This window comes from Streptomyces sp. NPDC043746 (assembly GCF_056436485.1).
This window is the reverse complement of the sequence record NZ_JBWKCM010000045.1, coordinates 1-19,438: the sequence shown is the minus strand read 5'-3', so window position 1 is coordinate 19,438 and position 19,438 is coordinate 1. Positions and strand designations below refer to the sequence as shown.

Genomic DNA, 19,438 nt, shown 5'->3' with positions numbered 1-19,438 from the left:
CGTGTGCTCTGTCCCGTCATGCTAGTCGGCACCTCTGACAGCGCGTCGGGGACAGGGAGGGCCGGTCGTTGGAGTCGGAGCGGGGGAGACGGGAGGCCGTCACTCGCAGACCGTGCCGGACTTCGGCACCGTACCGTTCAGGAGGTAGCCGTCCACGGCCCGCTGCACGCACGCGTTCTTGCTGTTGTACGCGCCGTGGCCCTCGCCCTTGTACGTCAGCTCGACGCCCACGCCCGTACCGAGCTGCTCCACCATCGCCTTGGCGCCCGCATAGGGGGTGGCCGGGTCGCCGGTGTTGCCGATGACGAGGATCGGAGCGGAGCCGGGGGCGCTGACGTCCGGGGTCTCCCAGGCGCCCGCGACCGGCCAGCCGGTGCAGCTCATGAGCCCCCAGCCCAGATACTCCCCGAAGACCGGGGACGCCTCGCGGAAGGCCGGCAGGGCCGCCTTCGTCTGCTCCAGGGTGAAGCGCTGCCTGCCGTCGGCGCAGTTGATCGCGATGTTGGCGGCGTTGGAGTTGTCGTAGCGGCCGTCCTCGGAGCGGCCGTTCATCGAGTCGGCCAGTGCGAGCAGCAGGGCGCCGTTTCCGCCCTCGGCCTCGTCCAGCCCCTGTTCCAGCAGCGGCCAGGTCTCCTTGGAGTAGAGCGCGGAGGCGATACCGGTGGTGGCGAGCGTCTGGGTGAGCGGCCGGTCTCCGAGCCCGTCGATCGGCTCCTTCTCCAACTGGGCCAGGAGGCCGGCGATCCACTCCTGGACCTCCTGGCCGGTGGCGCCGGGCAGGGCGCACGCGTCGCCGCGGTCCGCGCAGTTCCTGGTGAAGTTGTCGAGGGCGAGCTGGAACCCCTGGGCCTGGCCGAGCGAGGACTGCTCGGCGTCCTTGGTCGGGTCGACGACCGCGTCGAAGACCGCCCGGCCGACCTTGTCCGGGTAGAGGTGGGCGTAGACCCCGCCCAGCTCGGTGCCGTAGGAGATGCCGAAGTAGTGCAGCTTGTCGTCACCGAGGACCGTACGCATCAGGTCCATGTCGCGGGCGGCGTTCGTCGTCCCCACGTAGGGGAGTTCGGCGCCCGAGTTCTCCTTGCAGGTGCCGATGAAGTCCTTCTGGCCCTGGACGAACTCCTTCTCCTCCGCCGCGTCGTCCGGTGTGGCGTCCTCCTGGTAGAGGGCGTCCAGCTGGGCGTCGTCCGCGCACTCCACGCCCGCGCTGCGCCCCACCCCGCGCGGGTCGAAGCTCACCAGGTCGTAGCGGGCGCGCAGCCGGTCGTAGTCCGCGCCCAGGGCCGGCAGTGTCGCCACCCCGGAGGCGCCGGGTCCGCCGAAGTTGAACAGGAGCGACCCGATCCGCCGCTTCTGGTCCCTGGCCTTCCCCCGGACCAGCGCCAGCTCGATGGTCCGGCCGTCCGGCTCCGCGTAGTCCAGCGGTACGTCCATGAACGAGCACTCCCAGACCGTGCCGCCGGGCAGCGGCGAGGGCGACTCACCACCTCCCTGCGCGACGTTCGGCGCCGGGCAGGGCGCCCACTCCAGCTTCTGCGTCGCCAGCTCCTCGGAGGTGGCGGTGGGGGAGGCGGTCGAGGCCCCGGTGGGGGTCGAGCGGCCCTCCCCTCCTCCGTCGCCGTCCGAACAGCCGGCCAGCGGGAGCAGCACGGCGGTGGTGGCGGCGAGGGCGGCGGCACGCAGAGCGGGGGAAGTCCTCATGGGCTCCATCGTGCGGCGGGGCGCCGGAGCGCGCGCGGGGCGCGGTCCATGCGGGTGGTGCGCCCCTCGGCTGCGGGGATGCTGCGCCCGCCGGGGCACGGGACGGGTGTGCCGTGGGTTGCGGGAGGCTCCCGGGCCCCCGGGGAGCGGGAGGCTCCGGCCCCTACAGCTCGCCCTTCCGGGTCAGCTGGTTGAAGCAGATCCACCCCGGCAGCACCGGCAGCCACAGCGTCATCACGCGGTACAGCAGCACCGCCGGCGCCGCGACCTCCATCGGCAGCCCGACCGCGATCAGGCCCAGCGTCAGGGCGCCCTCGACCGCGCCCATCCCGCCGGGCGTGGGCGCCGCCGAGCCGAGCGCGTTGCCCGCGAGGAAGACCACGGCGATGCTCGCGTAACTCAGCTGGGTGACGTCCGGGCCGCTGAACGCCCGGATCGACGCGTCCAGACAGAGCACGAACACACCGGTCAGCAGCAGCATCCCGCCGATCCCGGTGATGAGCTTCTGCGGCCGCTGCACCACGTCCAGCATGCGCGGCACGACCCCGGCGAAGAGCGAGCGCACCCGTGTGACCACGAACTTCCGCAGGAACGGAATGGCCGTCACCACCAGCACCAGCACCGCGACCGTCAGCAGGCCGGCGATCACCGTACGGGAGGGGGTCAGCGAGTCCGGGGTCCTCTCCGTTCCCGTGAGATAGCCGAAGAGGGCCAGCAGCAGGATGTGGCAGCCGAGCCCGAAGAGCTGCGAGGCCCCGACGCTCGCCACGGCCAGACCGGGGCGCACTCCGGCGCGTTGCAGGAAGCGGGTGTTCAGCGCCACACCACCCACGGCGGCCGGGGCGACGATCTTCACGAACGAACCGGCCACCTGAGCCTGCACGGTCTTCCGGAACGACACCCGCTCCGGAACGAACCCCAGCAGGCTCATGGCCGCCGCGATGTAGCTGAGCGCCGAGAAGCCGAGCGCGGCGGCCACCCAGCCCCACTCCGCCTCCTCCACCAGCACCCCGAAGTTGGCCTGGGTGACCTGGGAGATCAGGAAGTACGCGGCGATGGCCCCGGCGATGAAGCTGAAGAGCGTGCGCGGTTTGATCCGCTCCAGGCGGACCGGCTCGACCGGCGCCTGCGGGCGGATCAGGAGCACCTGGCGGCGGATCTGGGCGAGCAGGTCCCCCTCCCGGGCCTCCTCCAGCGCATCGTCCACAGCCCGTTTCTCGGCCTGCTTCTCGGTCCGGAGCGACTTGCGCTCGGCCTTGTGCCCGCTCTTCCGTCCGGCTTCGTCCGACCCCGCCTCCGTGGCCGCCGCTCCCGCCGACCCTTCCTGGGCCCGCGCCTCCTTGGCCGTCCGTGAGGCCTCCAGCACCGCGTCGCGCTCCTGCTGCGACCGCTCCCGCGCCAGTCGGCGCAGGGTCGCCCGGGTGGAGCGGCTCAGTGCGATCGGCTGGAGCAGCGGCAGGCAGTCCGCGACGGCGTCCGGGCCGAGGACGGCCAGCGCCCCGGAGACCGAACGCTCGGCCCCCACCCGCAGCCCCAGAGTGGTCAGCAGTTGTGCCACGTCCATCCGCAGCACCAGGTCACCGGCGGCGATCTCGCCACCGCGCAGGTCCGTGACGAACGCTCTGCCGGAACGATCCACCAGCAGGGCGTCACCCGTCAGCCTGCGGTGCGCGATCCGGCGCGACTGGAGCGCCTTCACCTGGCGCCAGGCGCCGCGCACCAGCTCGTCGGTGATCTCCTCGTCCTCCATCTGGTCCAGCGACCGGCCGCCGATGTGCTCGTAGACGAGCATCACCGCGTCCGGGCCCAGCTCGGAGGTGGCGATCAGCTTGGGCGCGTTCGCCCCGGCGGCGATCGCCGCGTACGCGAGCAGTGCCTCCTGCTCCAGCGCCTGCCGCAGCGACTGGATCGAGCGGCGCTGGGTGATCCCGCGCAGGGTCAGCCGGCGCCAGGCCCGGTAGAAGAACCCCTGGGCCTGCTGCTCCCGGTCGACGACCGTCACGTCCAGCGGCGGTCCGTCCTCCAGGGTGACCAGGTAGCGCCGTCCCCGGTCGTTCTGGTCGGTGCCGTCCTTGTCCGGGGCGTCCTCGGTGCGCATCGCGGCGACCGGGCGGAAGCCGACGTGCCGCAATCCCGCCATCAGGTGCTGGCCGGTGGGGCGGACGTTGGGGGAGCCGACCGCGTACAGCGTGCCGTACGCCACCGTCCAGCCGATCAGGACCGTCAGGATGATCGAGAACGGGGTGGTGTACCCGCCGACGAGCATCGCGAAGGCGTCGAGCAGCAGCACCGCCCAGAGCACGACCCGCCAGCGCGGCCGTCTCGCCATCCCGACGGCGGTCATGTACGCGATCACCGGGGCGAGATAGCCGTGTACCGGATCGGTCAGTCCGGCGCCCGGCTGCGGCTGGGTCAGGGCTTCCTGGATGGTGCCGGGCGCGGACCGCGAGACCCAGAGGTCGGTGGCGAGGGTCACCCCGTGGGCGAGCACGGCGGCCAGCACACCGTCGGCGATGCGCAGCCCGTCCCGTTTGATCAGCCGCTCGATGGCGAAGGCCACCGGCACGAGCAGCACGGCGATGCTGGAGACCAGACCGGCCAGCTTGATCAGCAGATCGGGCGCCTGTTCGGTGCCCTTGGAGATGTCGTCCTCAAGACCGGTGGTGGTGCCCTGGGCGAACGCGGCGATGGCGAACAGCACGCCGATCGCGGCGATGCCGATGAGCAGCCGCATGAGGTCGGAGGGGCGGTGCACCCGGGCGGGGAGCAGCGGCTCGTCCCCGGAGACCCGGTCGGTCAGGGCGGCCTCGGCGGAGGCGAGCGTGGAGCCGGTCAGATGGCCGCTGGTGGAGACGGTGGCTGCGGTGGGGGTGTCGGCCGCAGGCGTCGCGGGGGTGTCGGCCGCGGGTACGGGAGCGATGCCCCGGACCGCGTCGGCGGGGGCCGGGGCGGGCTTCTCCAGGTGCGGTCCGGTGGGCTCCGGCGCGCTCGGCGGGCGCTCTCCGGCATCGGAGGCGTCCGCCGCCTTCGGTGGCTGCACGCCCTGCTCCTTCGTCGCCTCTGGCTCGTCTTCGTTGTCTCGTATCACCGGTCACCGCCCGGATGATGGTGGCACGGCCCGGAGACGGAGGGAGGCATCAGGGTGCGTCGCACGGGCGCGGGATGCGCAACATACGCCCCTTTGCACCTGCGCGCACGCTCGGTGCACCTACCGGTACGGTCCCGGCCGGGCTGTCGGTGGCGTACGGCAGGATGGGTCGGATGAGCAAGGACGAGACGGACGGGACGGGCGGCGGGGAGCAGCCGGCCGAGCTGCCGGAGTACGCGGAACGGGTCCTCGACGTCGCCGACCTGATCCCGTCGGGCCGGGTCATGACGTACGGCGATGTCGCGGAGTGGCTGGGCGACGGCGGCCCCCGGCAGGTGGGCCGGGTCATGGCGCTGTACGGCTCCGCCGTGCCCTGGTGGCGCGTGGTGCGGGCGGACGGGGCGCTGCTCCCGGGCCACGAGCTGCGGGCGCTGGGCCACTACCGCGCGGAGGGGACCCCGCTGCGCGAGGCCCCGCGCCGGGCGGACGGGCACCTGCCCCGGCTGGACATGCGCCGGGCGCGCTGGGACGGCGCCCGGGCCCCCGGGGGCGAGGAAAGTCACATCTGAGGGCGTGCGCCGGAGCCTGTTCGGGAGCCCCTTTCCCGGCCCGCGCCCGGCGGGACGCGGGCGCGGGCGTGACGAGGGACGCGGGGAACCCGCTGCCTCCCGCGCCGCCCCTGGCGTAGCGTCGTCACCGCGCACCGCGCGCACCCCTCTCCTCGTCCTCCACGCCTCATGACCTGTCCCGGCCCGTACGACCTATGACCCGTACGGCCCGTACGACCCCGTAGACCCACCAGGACCGGCGATCCACGTGAGCTCCTCCACCACCCGGCACAGTCCGCACCGTGAACCACGGCCGCGGACCACGGGCGCGTACCGCCTGGTGCGCACCCCGCCGGGCTCGGTGGAGCCTCCTCTCCTGGACGCAGGCCAGCGCGCCGTGGTTGATCACGCCGAAGGACCGCTGCTCGTCCTCGCGGGACCCGGCACCGGCAAGACCACCACCCTCGTGGAGTCCGTGACGGCCCGGGTGAACCGGGGCGCCGACCCCGCCCGCATCCTCGTCCTCACCTTCAGCCGCAAGGCCGCCGTCGAACTGCGCGACCGGATGGCGGCCCGGCTCGGCGCGGCGCGCGGACCGCAGGCCACCACCTTCCATTCGTACTGCTATGCCCTGGTCCGCGCCCACCAGGACGCCGACCTCTTCGCGGACCCGCTGCGACTGCTCTCCGGCCCCGAGCAGGACGTCACCGTCCGCGACCTCCTCGCGGGCCAGCTCGACCTGGAGAAGGAGGGGCTCGCCCACGTCCGCTGGCCCGACGAACTGCGTGCCTGCCTGACCACCCGGGGCTTCGCGGACGAGGTGCGTGCCGTCCTCGCCCGCAGCCGCGAACTCGGGCTCGCCCCGGACGCGCTCGCCGCCTTCGCCCGCCGCACGGGGCGCCCGGACTGGAGTGCGGCGGCCCAGTTCCTCGCCGAGTACCTGGACGTGCTCGACGCCCAGGGCGTCCTGGACTACGCGGAGCTGGTCCACCGCGCGGTGCTGCTCGCGGAGCGCCCGGAGGTCTCCGCGCGGCTGGCGGAGGCGTACGACGCGGTGTACGTCGACGAGTACCAGGACACCGACCCGGCGCAGGTGCGCCTGCTGCACGCCCTGGCGGGGAACCGGCTGGGCGGCAGGCAGAAGCGCGGGCGCGGGGCGCACGCCGGAGCCGCGAGCCGGGCAGGCGGGGCGCACGCCGGGGCAGGGGATCAAGGGCGAGGCGCGGGGGGCGGCGACGGCGGCCGAGGCCGCGAGACGGGAGGCGGCCGTACGCTGGTGGCCTTCGGCGACCCGGACCAGTCGATCTACACCTTCCGGGGCGCCGATGTGAACGGCATCCTCGAATTCCCCGACACCTTCCGCCGTGCCGACGGCAACCCCGCCCCCGTCTGCGTCCTCACCACCTCCCGGCGCTCCGGCTCCGAACTGCTCGCGGCCACCCGGCTGCTCACCCGCCGGATGCCGCTCACCCGGCTCCCCGCCGACACCGTCCGGGCCCACCGCGACCTGCACGCCGTCCGGGAGGGCGGCCGGGTGGAGACGTACACCTACCCGACCGCCTCCACCGAGCTGGACAACATCGCGGACCTGCTGCGCCGCGCCCACCTGGAGGACGGGGTCCCGTGGCGCGAGATGGCCGTGCTCGTACGGGCCGGGGGCCGCTCACTGCCCGCCGTCCGCCGTGCCCTCACCTCCGCCGGCGTCCCCCTGGAGGTCGACGGCGACGACCTCCCCCTCCGCCACGAGCCGGCCGTCGCCCCGCTGCTGACGGCCCTGCGGGCGGTGGCCACGGCGGCGCTGCACCCGGACCGGGCCGACGAGGAGGAGGGCACGGCCGGAGCACCCCCCTGGCTCGACACCGGGACCGCCCTCACCCTCCTCACCTCCCCTCTCGGCTCCATGGACGCCGCCGACCTCCGCCGCCTCGGCCGGGCCCTGCGCGACGAGCAGCGCGCCGCCGGGGTCACGGTGCCCGCCCCCTCCGACGAGCTGCTGGCCCGCGCCCTGGCAGAGCCGGAGCGCCTGGTCACCCACGATCCGGCGTACGCCCACGGTGCGCAACGGCTCGGCGCGCTCCTGCGCAAGGCCCGCGAGCACCTCGAAGGCGGCGGCACCGCCGAGGAGGCCCTGTGGGCCCTGTGGAACGGCACACCCTGGCCGGGCCGGCTGGAGCGGGCGGCGCTGCGCGGCGGGGCGGGCGGCCGTAACGCCGACCGCGACCTGGACGCGGTGTGCGCCCTCTTCGAGACGGCAGCGCGCGCCGAGGAGCGCACCGGGGGGCGCGGGGCCCTCAACTTCCTGGAGGAGGTCGACGCCCAGGACATCGCCGCCGACACCCTCTCCCGGCGGGCCGTCCGCCCCGACGCCGTACGCCTGATGACCGCCCACCGCTCCAAGGGCCTTCAGTGGCGGCTCGTCGTCGTCGCCGGGGTCCAGGAGGGGCTCTGGCCCGACCTGCGCCGCCGGGGCTCCCTCCTGGAGGCGGACCGGATCGGCCGCGACGGGCTGGCCGAACCCCTCACGCCCGGCGCCCTCCTCGCCGAGGAGCGCCGCCTCTTCTACGTCGCCGCCACCCGCGCCCGCGAGCGCCTGGTCGTCACCGCCGTGAAGGCCCCCGCCGACGACGGCGACCAGCCCTCCCGCTTCCTGGCCGAGCTGGGCGTCGAACCCCGCGACGTCACCGGCCGCCCGCGCCGCCCCCTCGCCGTCGCCGCGCTCGTCGCGGAGCTGCGGGCCACCACCGTCGACCCGGAGGCCTCCGACGCCCTGCGCGACGCCGCCGCCCACCGCCTCGCTCGGCTCGCCGCGCTCACCGACGACGAGGGCCAGCCGCTCGTGCCCGCCGCCCACCCCTCCCGCTGGTGGGGACTGGACGAGCCGACCCGCTCCACCGTCCCCCTGCGCGACCGCGACCAGCCCGTCTCCCTTTCTCCTTCGGCCCTGGAACAGCTCGCCGGCACCTGCGCCCTCCAGTGGTTCCTGGGCCGCGAGGTGAAGGCCGACGCCCCGGCCTCCGCCGCCCAGGGATTCGGCAACGTCGTCCACGTACTGGCCGACGAGGTCGCCTCCAGCCGTACGCCCGCCGACCTCGACGTCCTCATGGAGCGCCTGGACTCCGTCTGGAACGGCCTCGCCTTCGACGCCCCCTGGAAGTCCGAGCAGGAGAAGGAGCAGGCCCGCGCCGCCCTGGAGCGCTTCCTCCACTGGCACGTCCTGGACCGGGCCGGCCGCACCCCCGCCGCCAGCGAGCACGGCTTCGACGTGACCCTGGAGGCGGGTGCGTACACCGTCCGCATCCGGGGCTCCATGGACCGGGTGGAGGAGGACACCGAAGGACGCGCGTACGTCGTCGACTTCAAGACGGGCAAGGGCGCCCCCACCAAGGACGAGGTCGCCGCCCACCCCCAGCTCGCCGTCTACCAGCTCGCCGTCCGCGAGGGCGCGGTCGACGAGGTCTTCGACGGCCGCCGCCCCGAACCGGGCGGCGCCGAACTGGTCCAGCTCCGCCAGCCCGCCCCCAAGAAGGAGGGCGGCGAGGCCTTCCCCAAGGTCCAGACACAGGAACCGCCCAGCGGCGAGTGGGTGTCGGACCTGCTCGCCACGGCAGCCGGGAAGGTCCTGGACGAACGGTTCACGCCCACCACCGGCACCCACTGCGCCCACTGCGCCTTCCGCGCCTCGTGCAGCGCGCAGCCGGAGGGGCGGCAGGTGGTGGAGTAGGGCCGCATCCCGTTCGTACGGGGTTGTCAGAGGTCCCGGTTACCGTTGTCCGGGTGTCCTCACGCATCACCGATCCCGAGCAGCTCAAGGAGCTTCTCGGGATCCCCTTCACCCCGGAGCAGACGGCCTGCATCACCGCGCCGCCCGCCCCGCAGGTGATCGTGGCCGGAGCCGGGTCGGGCAAGACCACGGTGATGGCCGCCCGTGTGGTCTGGCTGGTCGGCACCGGTCAGGTCGCGCCCGAGCAGGTCCTCGGCCTCACCTTCACCAACAAGGCGGCGGGCGAGCTGGCCGAGCGCGTCCGCAAGGCGCTGGTCGCCGCCCGGGTCACCGACCCCGAGGTCATCGACCCGGACAATCCGCCTGGCGAGCCCACCATCTCCACGTACCACGCGTTCGCCGGCCGCCTCCTCACCGAGCACGGCCTGCGCATCGGCCTGGAGCCCTCCACCCGTCTCCTGGCCGACGCCACCCGCTACCAGCTGGCGGCGAAGGTGCTGCGCGAGGCCCCGGGCCCGTATCCGGCGCTCACCCGCTCCTTCCCCACCCTGGTCAGCGACCTCCTGGCGCTCGACGGGGAGCTGTCCGAACATCTCGTACGACCGGAGCGGCTGGAGACGTACGACACCGAGCTGGTGCACGAGCTGGCCACCGCCAGGCTCAGCAACGCCGACCTGCGCAGGATCCCCGAGACCGCCGAGGCCCGCCGCTCCCTCCTCGCCCTCACCGAGCGCTACCGCACCGCCAAGCGGAGCCGGGACCTCATCGACTTCGGTGACCAGATCGCCCTCTCCGCCGAGCTGGCCCTGACCCGCCCCGAGGTGGGGGCGATCCTGCGGGACGAGTTCCGGGTGGTGCTCCTCGACGAGTACCAGGACACCTCGGTGGCCCAGCGGCTGCTGCTCTCGGGGCTGTTCGGCAGCCGTCCGGGGGCGGGTGCGACCGGCCACGCGGTGACCGCCGTCGGCGACCCCTGCCAGGCCATCTACGGCTGGCGCGGCGCCTCCGTCGCCAACCTGGACGACTTCCCCGAGCACTTCCCGCACGCCGACGGCACCCCCGCCACCCGCTACAGCCTCAGCGAGAACCGGCGCAGCGGCGGCCGCCTCCTCCAGCTCGCCAACGGCCTCGCGGAGCCCCTGCGCGCGATGCACGAGGGCGTGGAGGCGCTGCGCCCCGCCCCGGGTGCGGAGCGCGACGGCGTGGTCCGGTGCGCCCTGCTGAACACCCACACCGAGGAGATCGACTGGCTGGCGGACTCCCTCGCCCATCTCGTGCGCACCGGCACGCCGCCCGGCGAGATCGCGGTCCTGTGCCGGACCGCCGGAGACTTCCCCGCGATCCAGGCGGCCCTGGTCGCCCGGGACGTCCCGGTCGAGGTGGTCGGCCTGGCCGGGCTGCTGCACCTGCCCGAGGTGGCCGACCTGGTCGCGGTCTGCGAGGTCCTCCAGGACCCGGGCGCCAACGCCTCGCTGGTCCGCCTCCTCACCGGTCCGCGCTGGCGCATCGGCCCCCGCGACCTCGCCCTCCTGGGCCGCCGCGCCCGCCTGCTCGTCCACCGGGCCGCCCAGGGGGAGGACGCCGACCCGGACCGGCGCCTCGCGGAGGCCGTCGAGGGCACGGACCCGGCCGAGGTGATATCGCTCGCGGACGCCCTGGACACCTTCCTGATCGCGGGGGACGCCAAGGACGACGGGCTGCCGTTCTCGGCGGAGGCCCGGGTGCGCTTCGCCCGGCTCGCCCGGGAGCTGCGCGACCTGCGCCGTTCGCTGGCGGATCCGCTCATGGACGTCCTGCACCGGGTCCTCGCCACCACCGGCCTGGAGGTCGAGCTGTCCGCCTCCCCGCAGGCGCTGGCCGCCCGCCGCCGCGAGACCCTGGCCAACTTCCTGGACACAGCGGCCCGGTTCGCCGCCCTGGACGGCGAGGCGTCGCTGCTCGCCTTCCTCGGCTTCCTGCGGACCGCCGCGCAGTACGAGAAGGGGCTCGACAACGCGCTGCCCGGGGGCGAGAACACCGTCAAGGTCCTCACCGCCCACAAGTCCAAGGGTCTGGAGTGGGACGTGGTCGCCGTGCCCGGACTGGTCACCGGCCAGTTCCCCAGCGGCCAGTCCCGGGACGCCTGGACCGCCCAGGCCAAGGTGCTCCCGCACGCCCTGCGCGGCGACGCGGCGACGCTCCCGGACCTGGGCACGTTCGACGCCAGAGGGATGAAGGCGTTCAAGGAGGAGATGAAGGCGCACCAGCACACGGAGGAGCTGCGCCTGGGGTATGTCACCTTCACCCGCCCCCGCTCCCTCCTTCTCGGCTCCGGCCATTGGTGGGGCCCGTCCCAGAAGAGGACACGCGGCCCGTCCGCCTTCCTGGAGGCGCTGTACGAGCACTGCGCGGCGGGCCACGGCGAGATCGAGGTGTGGGCGGACGAGCCCGCCGGGGACGAGGAGAACCCGGCCCTCGCGGCCCCCGACACCGACCGCGCCTGGCCGCTCCCGCTCGACCCCACGGCCCTCGCCCGCCGCCGCGCCGCCCGCGACACGGTCCTGGCCCACCTGGAGCGCCTGGCCGTCCACGGGCCCGAACAGCCACCGGCGTACGCCCCCGACCCCGAGGACGTGCCGGCGTACGAGCCGTGGGACGACGAGCCGCCTCGCGACGAGGCACCGGCCGACGAGGAGTGGGACTGGGACGCGCTCCCCACCGAGCGCCCCGCGGAACCCGTCCCGGCACCGGCCTCGGAGCCCGTACGGGAGTCGGCACCGGCACCTGAGGCACCCCCGCACACGCCTCCGCACCCGCACATCCCCGCCGCCCGTCACCCGCAGGAAGAACCGCCGGACCGGCTCACCCCCGAGGAGGCCCGGACCCTCGCCTCCTGGGACCGGGATCTCGACGCGCTCGCCGGTGAGCTGCGCCGCGCCCGCGCCACCGTGCACGACGTCCTCGTCCCCGCCTCGCTCTCCGCCACCCAGCTGCTACACCTGGCCGAGGACCCCGACGCGTTCGCCAAGGAGCTGGCCCGGCCCATGCCCCGACCGCCGCAGCCCGCCGCCCGCCGGGGCACCCGGTTCCACGCCTGGGTGGAGTCCCGGTACGAGGAGCTGCCGCTGCCCATGCTCGGCCCCGACGAGCTGCCCGGGGGCGACGAGAGCGACGCCGAGATCGCGGACGAGCGGGACCTGGCCGAGCTGAAGGAGGCGTTCGAGCGCACGGCGTACGCCCGGCGCACGCCGTACCGGGTGGAGACCCCGTTCCAGATCACCCTGGCCGGTCGCGTGATCCGGGGCCGTATCGACGCGGTCTACCGCACGGGTGACCGATACGAGATCGTCGACTGGAAGACCACCCGCCACCGCACCGCCGACCCCCTCCAGCTCGCCGTCTACCGGCTCGCCTGGGCAGAGCTGCACGATCTGCCGCTCGACGCGGTCACCGCGACCTTCCTCTACGTACGCAGTGGGGAGACCGTCCACCCGCAGGGGCTGCCCGGCCGGGCCGAGCTGGAGCGGATCCTGCTGGACGAGCCGGGCTCCGGGGGCGGATAGGCTCAAGAGCATGAGCCAGACCCCGGACAGCGCCGTCCGTACGTACACCGAACAGCACCGCGCGGCCTTCCTCGACGACCTCGCCGAGTGGCTGCGCATCCCGTCCGTCTCCGCGCAGCCGGAGCACGACGGGGACGTACGGCGCAGCGCCGAGTGGCTGACCGCCAAGCTCAAGGAGACCGGTTTTCCGGTCACCGAGATCTGGGAGACCCCCGGTGCCCCCGCCGTCTTCGCCCAGTGGCCCAGCGAGGACCCCGGAGCCCCCACCGTCCTGGTCTACGGCCACCACGACGTGCAGCCCGCCGCCCGCGAGGACGGCTGGGACACCGATCCGTTCGAGCCGGTGGTCCGCGACGGCCGGATGTACGGACGCGGCGCGGCCGACGACAAGGGGCAGGTGTTCTTCCACACCCTCGGCGTCCGCGCCCACCTCGCCGCCACCGGCCGCACCACCCCGGCCGTGAACCTCAAGCTGCTGATCGAGGGCGAGGAGGAGTCGGGCTCCCCGCACTTCCGGGCCCTGGCCGAACAGCAGGCGGACCGCCTCGCCGCCGACGCCGTGATCGTCTCCGACACCGGCATGTGGGACGAGGAGACGCCGACCGTCTGCACCGGTATGCGCGGCCTCGCGGAGTGCGAGATCGAGCTGTACGGCCCCGCCCAGGACATCCACTCCGGATCGTTCGGGGGAGCCGTCCCCAATCCGGCCACCGAGATCGCCCGCCTCGTCGCCGCCCTCCACGACGCCGACGGCCGCGTCGCGATCCCCGGCTTCTACGAAGGCGTCACCGACCTCACCGACACCGAGCGGGCCCTCTTCGCGGAACTGCCCTTCGACGAGGCGACCTGGCTCCGCACGGCGAAGTCGCGGGCGGCCTCCGGCGAGGCCGGGTACTCCACGCTGGAGCGCGTCTGGGCCCGCCCGACCGCCGAGGTCAACGGCATCGGCGGCGGCTACCAGGGCGCCGGCAGCAAGACGATCATCCCCTCCTCCGCCTTGGTGAAGATCAGCTTCCGGCTGGTCGACGGCCAGGACCCCGACCGTGTACAGCAGGCCGTCCGGGCCTGGGCCGAGTCGCGCGTCCCGACCGGCCTCCGCCACCGGATCGCCTTCCAGCCCGCCACCCGCCCCTGCCTGACCCCGCTGGACCACCCCGCCCTCCAGGCCGTGGCCCGCTCGATGGGCCGGGCCTTCGGCAAGAAGATCCTCTTCACCCGCGAGGGGGGCTCGGGCCCGGCCGCCGACCTCAGGGACGTGCTCGGCGCCCCCGTGCTCTTCCTCGGCATCTCCGTACCCTCCGACGGCTGGCACGCGCCCAACGAGAAGGTCGAGCTGGACCTGCTGCTCAAGGGTGTGGAGACGACCGCGTACCTGTGGGACGAGCTGTCCACGGCACTCGGCTGAACCCTCCGCACACCCTCCACGAACCTGTGCACACCCGATCCACCCAGGGGGAGTAGGAAGCACCTGTGAGCACCTTCGACAACACCACCGCAGACCGCCCGATCGGCCTCACCGCGCCCAGCGGCATCGACCGCGCGGCGCACCACCGCCTGGACGAGGCGTGGTTGGCTGCGGCGTGGAGTCACCCGACGACCCGCGTCTTCGTCGTCTCCGGCGGGCAGGTGCTGATCGACGACACCCCCGAGGGCGGCACCGAGATCGTGATGACCCCGGCCTTCGAGGCCCCGGTCACCGAGACCCACCGCTACTTCCTCGGCACCGACGAGGCCGGGGTCAGCTATTTCGCGCTCCAGAAGGACGCGCTGCCGGGCCGGATGGACCAGTCGGCCCGCCCGGCCGGACTGCGTGAGGCGGGGCTGCTGCTCGGTCCCCGGGACGCGGCGCTGATGGTGCACGCGGTCGCCCTGGAGAACTGGCAGCGCCTGCACCGCTTCTGCTCCCGCTGCGGCGAGCGCACGGTCATCGCCGCAGCCGGGCACATCCGCCGCTGCCAGGCCTGCGGCGCCGAGCACTACCCGCGCACCGACCCGGCCGTCATCATGCTCGTCACCGACGACCAGGACCGGGCGCTGCTGGGCCGCCAGGTGCACTGGCCCGAGGGCCGCTTCTCCACGCTCGCCGGGTTCGTCGAGCCGGGGGAGTCGATCGAGCAGTCCGTGATCCGCGAGGTCTACGAGGAGGCGGGCGTCACCGTCGACGAGGTCGAGTACGTCGCCAGCCAGCCGTGGCCCTTCCCCTCCAGCCTGATGCTGGGCTTCATGGCCCGGGCGACCTCCTCCGAGATCGATGTGGACGGCGAGGAGATCGAGGAGGCCCGCTGGTTCTCCCGCGAGGATCTCACCGCCGCCTTCGAGTCCGGCGAGGTCATGCCCCCGTTCGGCATCTCGATCGCCGCCCGGCTGATCGAGCTGTGGTACGGCAAGCCGCTGCCGAGGCCGGGCAGCCTGAACCGCACGAACTGAACGACGGCACACACACCACTGCCCCGGCATCCGCTGGGATGCCGGGGCAGTGGCGCTGGTCGGACGCGGCGTGCGCGGGGCTCAGGCGACCAGAGCCTGCTTCACCTGGGCCAGCGACGGGTTCGTCATGACCGACTCGGTGCCGGCGGGGGAGACGATCAGCAGCGTCGGAACCGTCTGGTTTCCGCCATTGGCCTTCTCGACGAACGCCGCCGACTCCGAGTCGTGCTCGATGTTGACCTCGTTGTACGCGATGCCCTCGCGGTCCATCTGGCTCTTCAGCCGACGGCAGTAGCCGCACCAAGTGGTGCTGTACATCGTCACAGTGCCCGCCATGTCGCTGGCGCTCCCTTGTCTCGTCCGTCCCGCTGCACAGCCGCAGCGCGTCACACGCGGTCTCGACGGCCGGGGCCGCCTTCCCGCACCGGATGGAACGTACGGGGGACGGCGACCATTCCCGTCACCGCCCCGGGGCAGGGTCGGCATCCGGCCGGGGGCAGCCGCCGGCATCAGTACGACGAATACCTCACGCCTGTGGACGACCGCCGCATCCGCCCCAGCGGACCTGGCAGCATGGCGGGGTGACAGCAGCAACGCACTCCACCCTCTTCCCGCAGGTTCCCGAGACCCCGGACGCCGTGCTCGACGGGCTCGACCCCGAGCAGCGCGAGGTGGCTCTCGCCCTGCACGGACCGGTATGCGTGCTGGCCGGAGCGGGTACGGGCAAGACCCGCGCGATCACCCACCGCATCGCGTACGGGGTGCGCGCGGGCATCCTCCAGCCCGCCACGGTCCTCGCCGTCACGTTCACCAACCGGGCCGCGGGGGAGATGCGCGGACGGCTCCGGCAGCTCGGCGCGACCGGCGTCCAGGCGCGGACCTTCCACTCGGCGGCGCTCCGGCAGCTCCAGTATTTCTGGCCGAAAGCAGTCGGTGGTGAGCTTCCCCGGCTGCTGGAGCGGAAGGTGCAGCTGGTCGCCGAGGCCGCCGCCCGCTGCGAGCTGCGGCTCGACCGCAACGAGCTGCGGGACGTCACCGGTGAGATCGAGTGGGCCAAGGTCACCCAGACCGTCCCCGCCGACTATCCGGCCGCCGTCGCCAAGGCCCAGCGGGACGCCCCCCGGGACCCGGCGGTGCTCTCCCAGATCTACTCCACGTACGAGCAGCTCAAGCGGGACCGCTCGGTGATCGACTTCGAGGACGTGCTGCTGCTCACCGTCGGCATCCTCCAGGACCGGCACGACATCGCGGACCACGTGCGCGGCCAGTACCAGCACTTCGTCGTCGACGAGTACCAGGACGTGAGCCCGCTCCAGCAGCGGCTGCTCGACCTGTGGGTGGGGGACCGGGACAACCTCTGCGTGGTCGGGGACGCCAGCCAGACGATCTACTCGTTCACCGGCGCCACCCCGGACCACCTGCTGAACTTCCGCACCCGCCACCCCGGGGCGACGGTCGTCAAGCTGGTCCGGGACTACCGCTCCACCCCCCAGGTCGTCCACCTGGCCAACGGGCTCCTGAGCCAGGCCCGGGGCAGGGCCGCCGACCACCGGCTGGAGCTGGTCTCGCAGCGCGACAAGGGCCCCGAGCCGGTCTACACGGAGTACCCCGACGAGCCGCATGAGGCCGAGGCGACCGCCCGGCGCGTCCGCGACCTGATCGCGGCGGGCGTCCCGGCCGGGGAGATCGCCGTGCTCTACCGGGTCAACTCCCAGTCCGAGGTCTACGAACAGGCCCTGGCGGACGTGGGCGTGCCCTACCAGCTGCGCGGGGCCGAGCGGTTCTTCGAGCGCGCGGAGGTACGGGAGGCGGGCACCGCCCTGCGGGGCGCGGCGCGGGCCGGGCGCAACGACTCCCTGCTCGACGGGGCGGAGGATCTGGCCGCCCAGGTGCGGGCGGTGCTCTCCACCAAGGGGTGGACCACCCGACCGCCCGCCGGATCGGGGGCCGTGCGCGACCGCTGGGAGTCGCTCGCCGCGCTGGTGCGGCTCGCGGAGGACTTCGAGACGGCCCGGCCGGGGGCGACCCTGACCGACCTGGTGCGCGAGCTGGACGAGCGGGCCGCCGCCCAGCACGCCCCGACGGTCCAGGGCGTCACGCTGGCCTCGCTGCACGCGGCGAAAGGGCTGGAGTGGGACGCGGTGTTCCTGGTCGGCCTGACCGAGGGCATGATGCCGATCGCCTACGCCAAGACGGAGGAGCAGGTCGAGGAGGAGCGGCGCCTGCTCTACGTCGGCGTCACCCGTGCCCGCCTCCACCTCTCGCTCTCCTGGTCCCTGGCGCGTTCCCCCGGCGGCCGGGCGAGCCGCAGGCCCACTCGGTTCCTCGACGGGCTGCGGCCGGGCTCCACGGGGCTCGGGGCCCGGAGCGGGGCCGGAGGCGTCGGGCCCGGAGGCGGCGGCGGGATCGACCGGGGGACCGGCCGCTCCGCCGGGACGGCCGAGCGCCGGACCGACGTCGTCGAGCGCAGGCCCCGGCATCCCGTGCGATGCCGGGTCTGCGGCCGCACCCTCACCGATGCGGGCGAGATGAAGCTGATGCGGTGCGAGGAGTGCCCCTCCGACATGGACGAGGCGCTCTACGGCCGACTGCTCGACTGGCGGGCGAGCCAGGCGGCCCGGCTGAGCCAGCCCGACTACTGCGTCTTCACCGAGAAGACCCTGATGGCCATCGCCGAGGCCGTGCCGTCCACCGAGGGGGAGCTGGTCGTCATCGCCGGTGTGGGGAACCGGAAGCTGACCCGTTTCGGAGCCGATGTTCTGGCCATCTGTGCAGGTGAGACGGTCGGCGGGGAGCCCGAGGAGGGCGCCGGTGAGAGCTGAGGGAAACTCGTCCAGAAAATAGTTTGCGCCCGCACCAGTCGTCACCATAGGTTCTTAACCACGGGAACAGCGACTTCTCTGAAGCCCTGAATCCGTGCTGTACTTATCCGAATACGCGCGACCGGCTCCGGCCGGTCCCCCTAGACGCCGAGAGGAGGCGATTGAAGTGATCAGCATCATCGGAACCCAGAAAATGACCGGTCTTTCGGTCGTCTCCGCCTGCTCGCTCGGCCTCACCCGTTCCTCGGTCGTCTCGCTCTGCGCCACCGGTCTGTCCGGCGTCTCCGCCGTCAGCCCGCTGTCCTTCGCGAGCCTCCCCGTGGTCCGGGAGCGCAATGAGCGACCGATCGAGGCACCGGCGGCAGCAGTAGCGAAGGACGCACAGGCTCAGGCCTATGCCTTTGCGGCAGCCGGTGCCGGAGCCAAGAAGCAGACGCAGCACCACACGATGTGGGCCTTCCGTGGGCCTGAACCCTGGAGCGATCCAGCCTGATCCAGCATCAGGCCGGCGCCTCAGGGCCGCGGAACCCCACTCGGGATCCGCGGCCCTTTTGTTTTGTCCGAACGGACGAGACGGACCGAAGGCGCCTCGGGCCAGCAGTACCAGCCGCCAACCGGCCAACAGGCCGGCACGACCAGACGAGGACACCACCCACCGTGCAACTCGAAGCGCACGCCCCGTCAGTACCGCAGTCCGACTCGATCTCCCCGCCCGGCTCCACGGAGGACTCCACCTTGCTCCCCCTCACCGCGCTCACCGCGCTCGACGACGCCATCGAGAACCTCGGCGTACCCGTCCCCTGCCGCTCGTACGACCCGGAGGTCTTCTTCGCCGAGTCCCCGGCCGACGTCGAGTACGCCAAGTCGCTCTGCCGTACCTGCCCGCTGGTCGAGGCCTGCCTCGCCGGTGCCAAGGAGCGGCGCGAGCCGTGGGGCGTCTGGGGTGGCGAGCTCTTCGTCCAGGGTGTCGTCGTGGCCCGCAAGCGGCCGCGTGGCCGTCCGCGCAAGAACCCGGTCGCAGCGTGACCGCCGACCGCTGCGCCCCCGCCCCCACGCGGTGGCCGCGCCTCGGAACCATCGACCGTCCCCAGACTCATGACCCCCGGAATCAGGCACCAATGATCACCCCCACGCAGGAGCCCGTCGGTTCCGCAACCCCTGACGTCACCATCACCGGCGCGAACGACTCGCGTCAGAACAGGACCCGCGAGATGCAACTCATCCCAGAAGCCCTGGCTCGTGCTCATATGCACGACCGCCTGCGGGAGGCCGAGGTGGACCGCCAGGCGGTACGTCTCGCCGCCGCCCGCAGGATGCAGCGCCGAGCGGAGCGCGCCTCGCTGCGCGCCCGCCGCGCGCTGGCCATGGCCGTCATGCACTGAGAGGCCCCACCTCTCCGCTCCCCGGCCGGAGCACGATCGCTCCTCACCGGAGCGTCGGCGCTTCCCACCGGAGCACCCGGCTCCTCACCCGGCAACCGCTCTGCCGGGTGAGGACCTGACGCCGTCGGCATCGTTGACGACAAGGAGTCCGCCGGTGGTGCGCTCCCTCGCGGTGCCCGATTCGGGCAGCCGGAGGGTGAAGGTGGAGCC

Annotated in this window: 12 protein-coding genes; 9 read left to right on the top strand and 3 right to left on the bottom strand. The window is 73.4% G+C overall.

The genetic code is table 11. From position 1 onward, the window contains the following. Positions 1-99: 99 nt before the first annotated feature. Positions 100-1,698, bottom strand: a complete 1,599-nt coding sequence (locus AC0682_RS29950) for an alpha/beta hydrolase (protein ID WP_478536304.1) — start codon at positions 1,696-1,698, stop codon at positions 100-102. A 163-nt stretch (positions 1,699-1,861) separates the two neighbouring features. After that, positions 1,862-4,738 (bottom strand): lysylphosphatidylglycerol synthase domain-containing protein, encoded by a 2,877-nt coding sequence (locus AC0682_RS29945; RefSeq protein ID WP_478536303.1) that lies wholly within the window; start codon positions 4,736-4,738, stop codon positions 1,862-1,864. Positions 4,739-4,959: 221 nt separating this feature from the next. Here AC0682_RS29945 and AC0682_RS29940 point away from each other — a divergent pair, with 221 nt between their 5' ends. The 5 genes from AC0682_RS29940 (at position 4,960) to nudC (ending at position 15,024) form a co-directional block, all read left to right on the top strand. Further along, on the top strand, positions 4,960-5,355 hold the full coding sequence (locus tag AC0682_RS29940; RefSeq protein WP_478536302.1) for an MGMT family protein: 396 nt from the start codon (positions 4,960-4,962) through the stop codon (positions 5,353-5,355). 247 nt (positions 5,356-5,602) lie between these two features. Continuing rightward, the gene (locus AC0682_RS29935) at positions 5,603-9,055 is read left to right on the top strand and encodes an ATP-dependent helicase (RefSeq protein WP_478536300.1); all 3,453 of its coding nucleotides are present in this window, start codon (positions 5,603-5,605) and stop codon (positions 9,053-9,055) included. A gap of 53 nt (positions 9,056-9,108) precedes the next feature. Next, the gene (locus AC0682_RS29930) at positions 9,109-12,597 is read left to right on the top strand and encodes an ATP-dependent DNA helicase (RefSeq protein WP_478536298.1); all 3,489 of its coding nucleotides are present in this window, start codon (positions 9,109-9,111) and stop codon (positions 12,595-12,597) included. A 10-nt stretch (positions 12,598-12,607) separates the two neighbouring features. Continuing rightward, complete coding sequence (locus AC0682_RS29925; RefSeq protein ID WP_478536297.1) at positions 12,608-14,002, top strand: dipeptidase; 1,395 nt, start codon at positions 12,608-12,610, stop codon at positions 14,000-14,002. Between the two features lie 65 nt (positions 14,003-14,067). Continuing rightward, positions 14,068-15,024, top strand: coding sequence for an NAD(+) diphosphatase (gene nudC, locus AC0682_RS29920; protein ID WP_254811731.1), 957 nt, complete (start codon positions 14,068-14,070; stop codon positions 15,022-15,024). 81 nt (positions 15,025-15,105) lie between these two features. Here the strand turns inward: nudC and AC0682_RS29915 are convergent, their stop codons facing one another. After that, entirely contained in the window at positions 15,106-15,360 is a 255-nt protein-coding gene (locus AC0682_RS29915; RefSeq protein WP_254811730.1) for a glutaredoxin domain-containing protein, read from the bottom strand. A gap of 245 nt (positions 15,361-15,605) precedes the next feature. Between AC0682_RS29915 and AC0682_RS29910 the strand changes: the two genes are divergently transcribed. From AC0682_RS29910 to AC0682_RS29895, 4 genes are all read left to right on the top strand, one after another. Continuing rightward, entirely contained in the window at positions 15,606-17,846 is a 2,241-nt protein-coding gene (locus tag AC0682_RS29910) for an ATP-dependent DNA helicase UvrD2 (protein WP_478536295.1), read from the top strand. Between the two features lie 166 nt (positions 17,847-18,012). Further along, positions 18,013-18,339: a hypothetical protein gene (locus AC0682_RS29905; RefSeq protein WP_254811728.1), complete on the top strand. Its 327-nt coding sequence runs from the start codon at positions 18,013-18,015 to the stop codon at positions 18,337-18,339. A 164-nt stretch (positions 18,340-18,503) separates the two neighbouring features. Continuing rightward, positions 18,504-18,872 carry a WhiB family transcriptional regulator gene (locus tag AC0682_RS29900; protein ID WP_015611216.1) on the top strand — a complete coding sequence of 123 codons (369 nt, stop codon included), beginning with the start codon at positions 18,504-18,506 and terminating at the stop codon, positions 18,870-18,872. Further along, a complete protein-coding gene (locus AC0682_RS29895) occupies positions 18,869-19,228 on the top strand; it encodes a hypothetical protein (RefSeq protein ID WP_254811727.1) in 360 nt (119 codons plus the stop codon). Before AC0682_RS29900 ends, AC0682_RS29895 begins: the two co-directional genes overlap by 4 nt. Positions 19,229-19,438 lie beyond the last annotated feature (210 nt).

Excerpts from the sequence above, each read along its gene's own strand:
- AC0682_RS29950 (WP_478536304.1), bottom strand. The coding sequence starts at position 1,698 with ATGAGGACTTCCCCCGCTCTGCGTGCCGCCGCCCTCGCCGCCACCACC.
- AC0682_RS29925 (WP_478536297.1), top strand. The coding sequence starts at position 12,608 with ATGAGCCAGACCCCGGACAGCGCCGTCCGTACGTACACCGAACAGCAC.
- AC0682_RS29940 (WP_478536302.1), top strand. The coding sequence starts at position 4,960 with ATGAGCAAGGACGAGACGGACGGGACGGGCGGCGGGGAGCAGCCGGCC.
- AC0682_RS29915 (WP_254811730.1), bottom strand. The coding sequence starts at position 15,360 with ATGGCGGGCACTGTGACGATGTACAGCACCACTTGGTGCGGCTACTGC.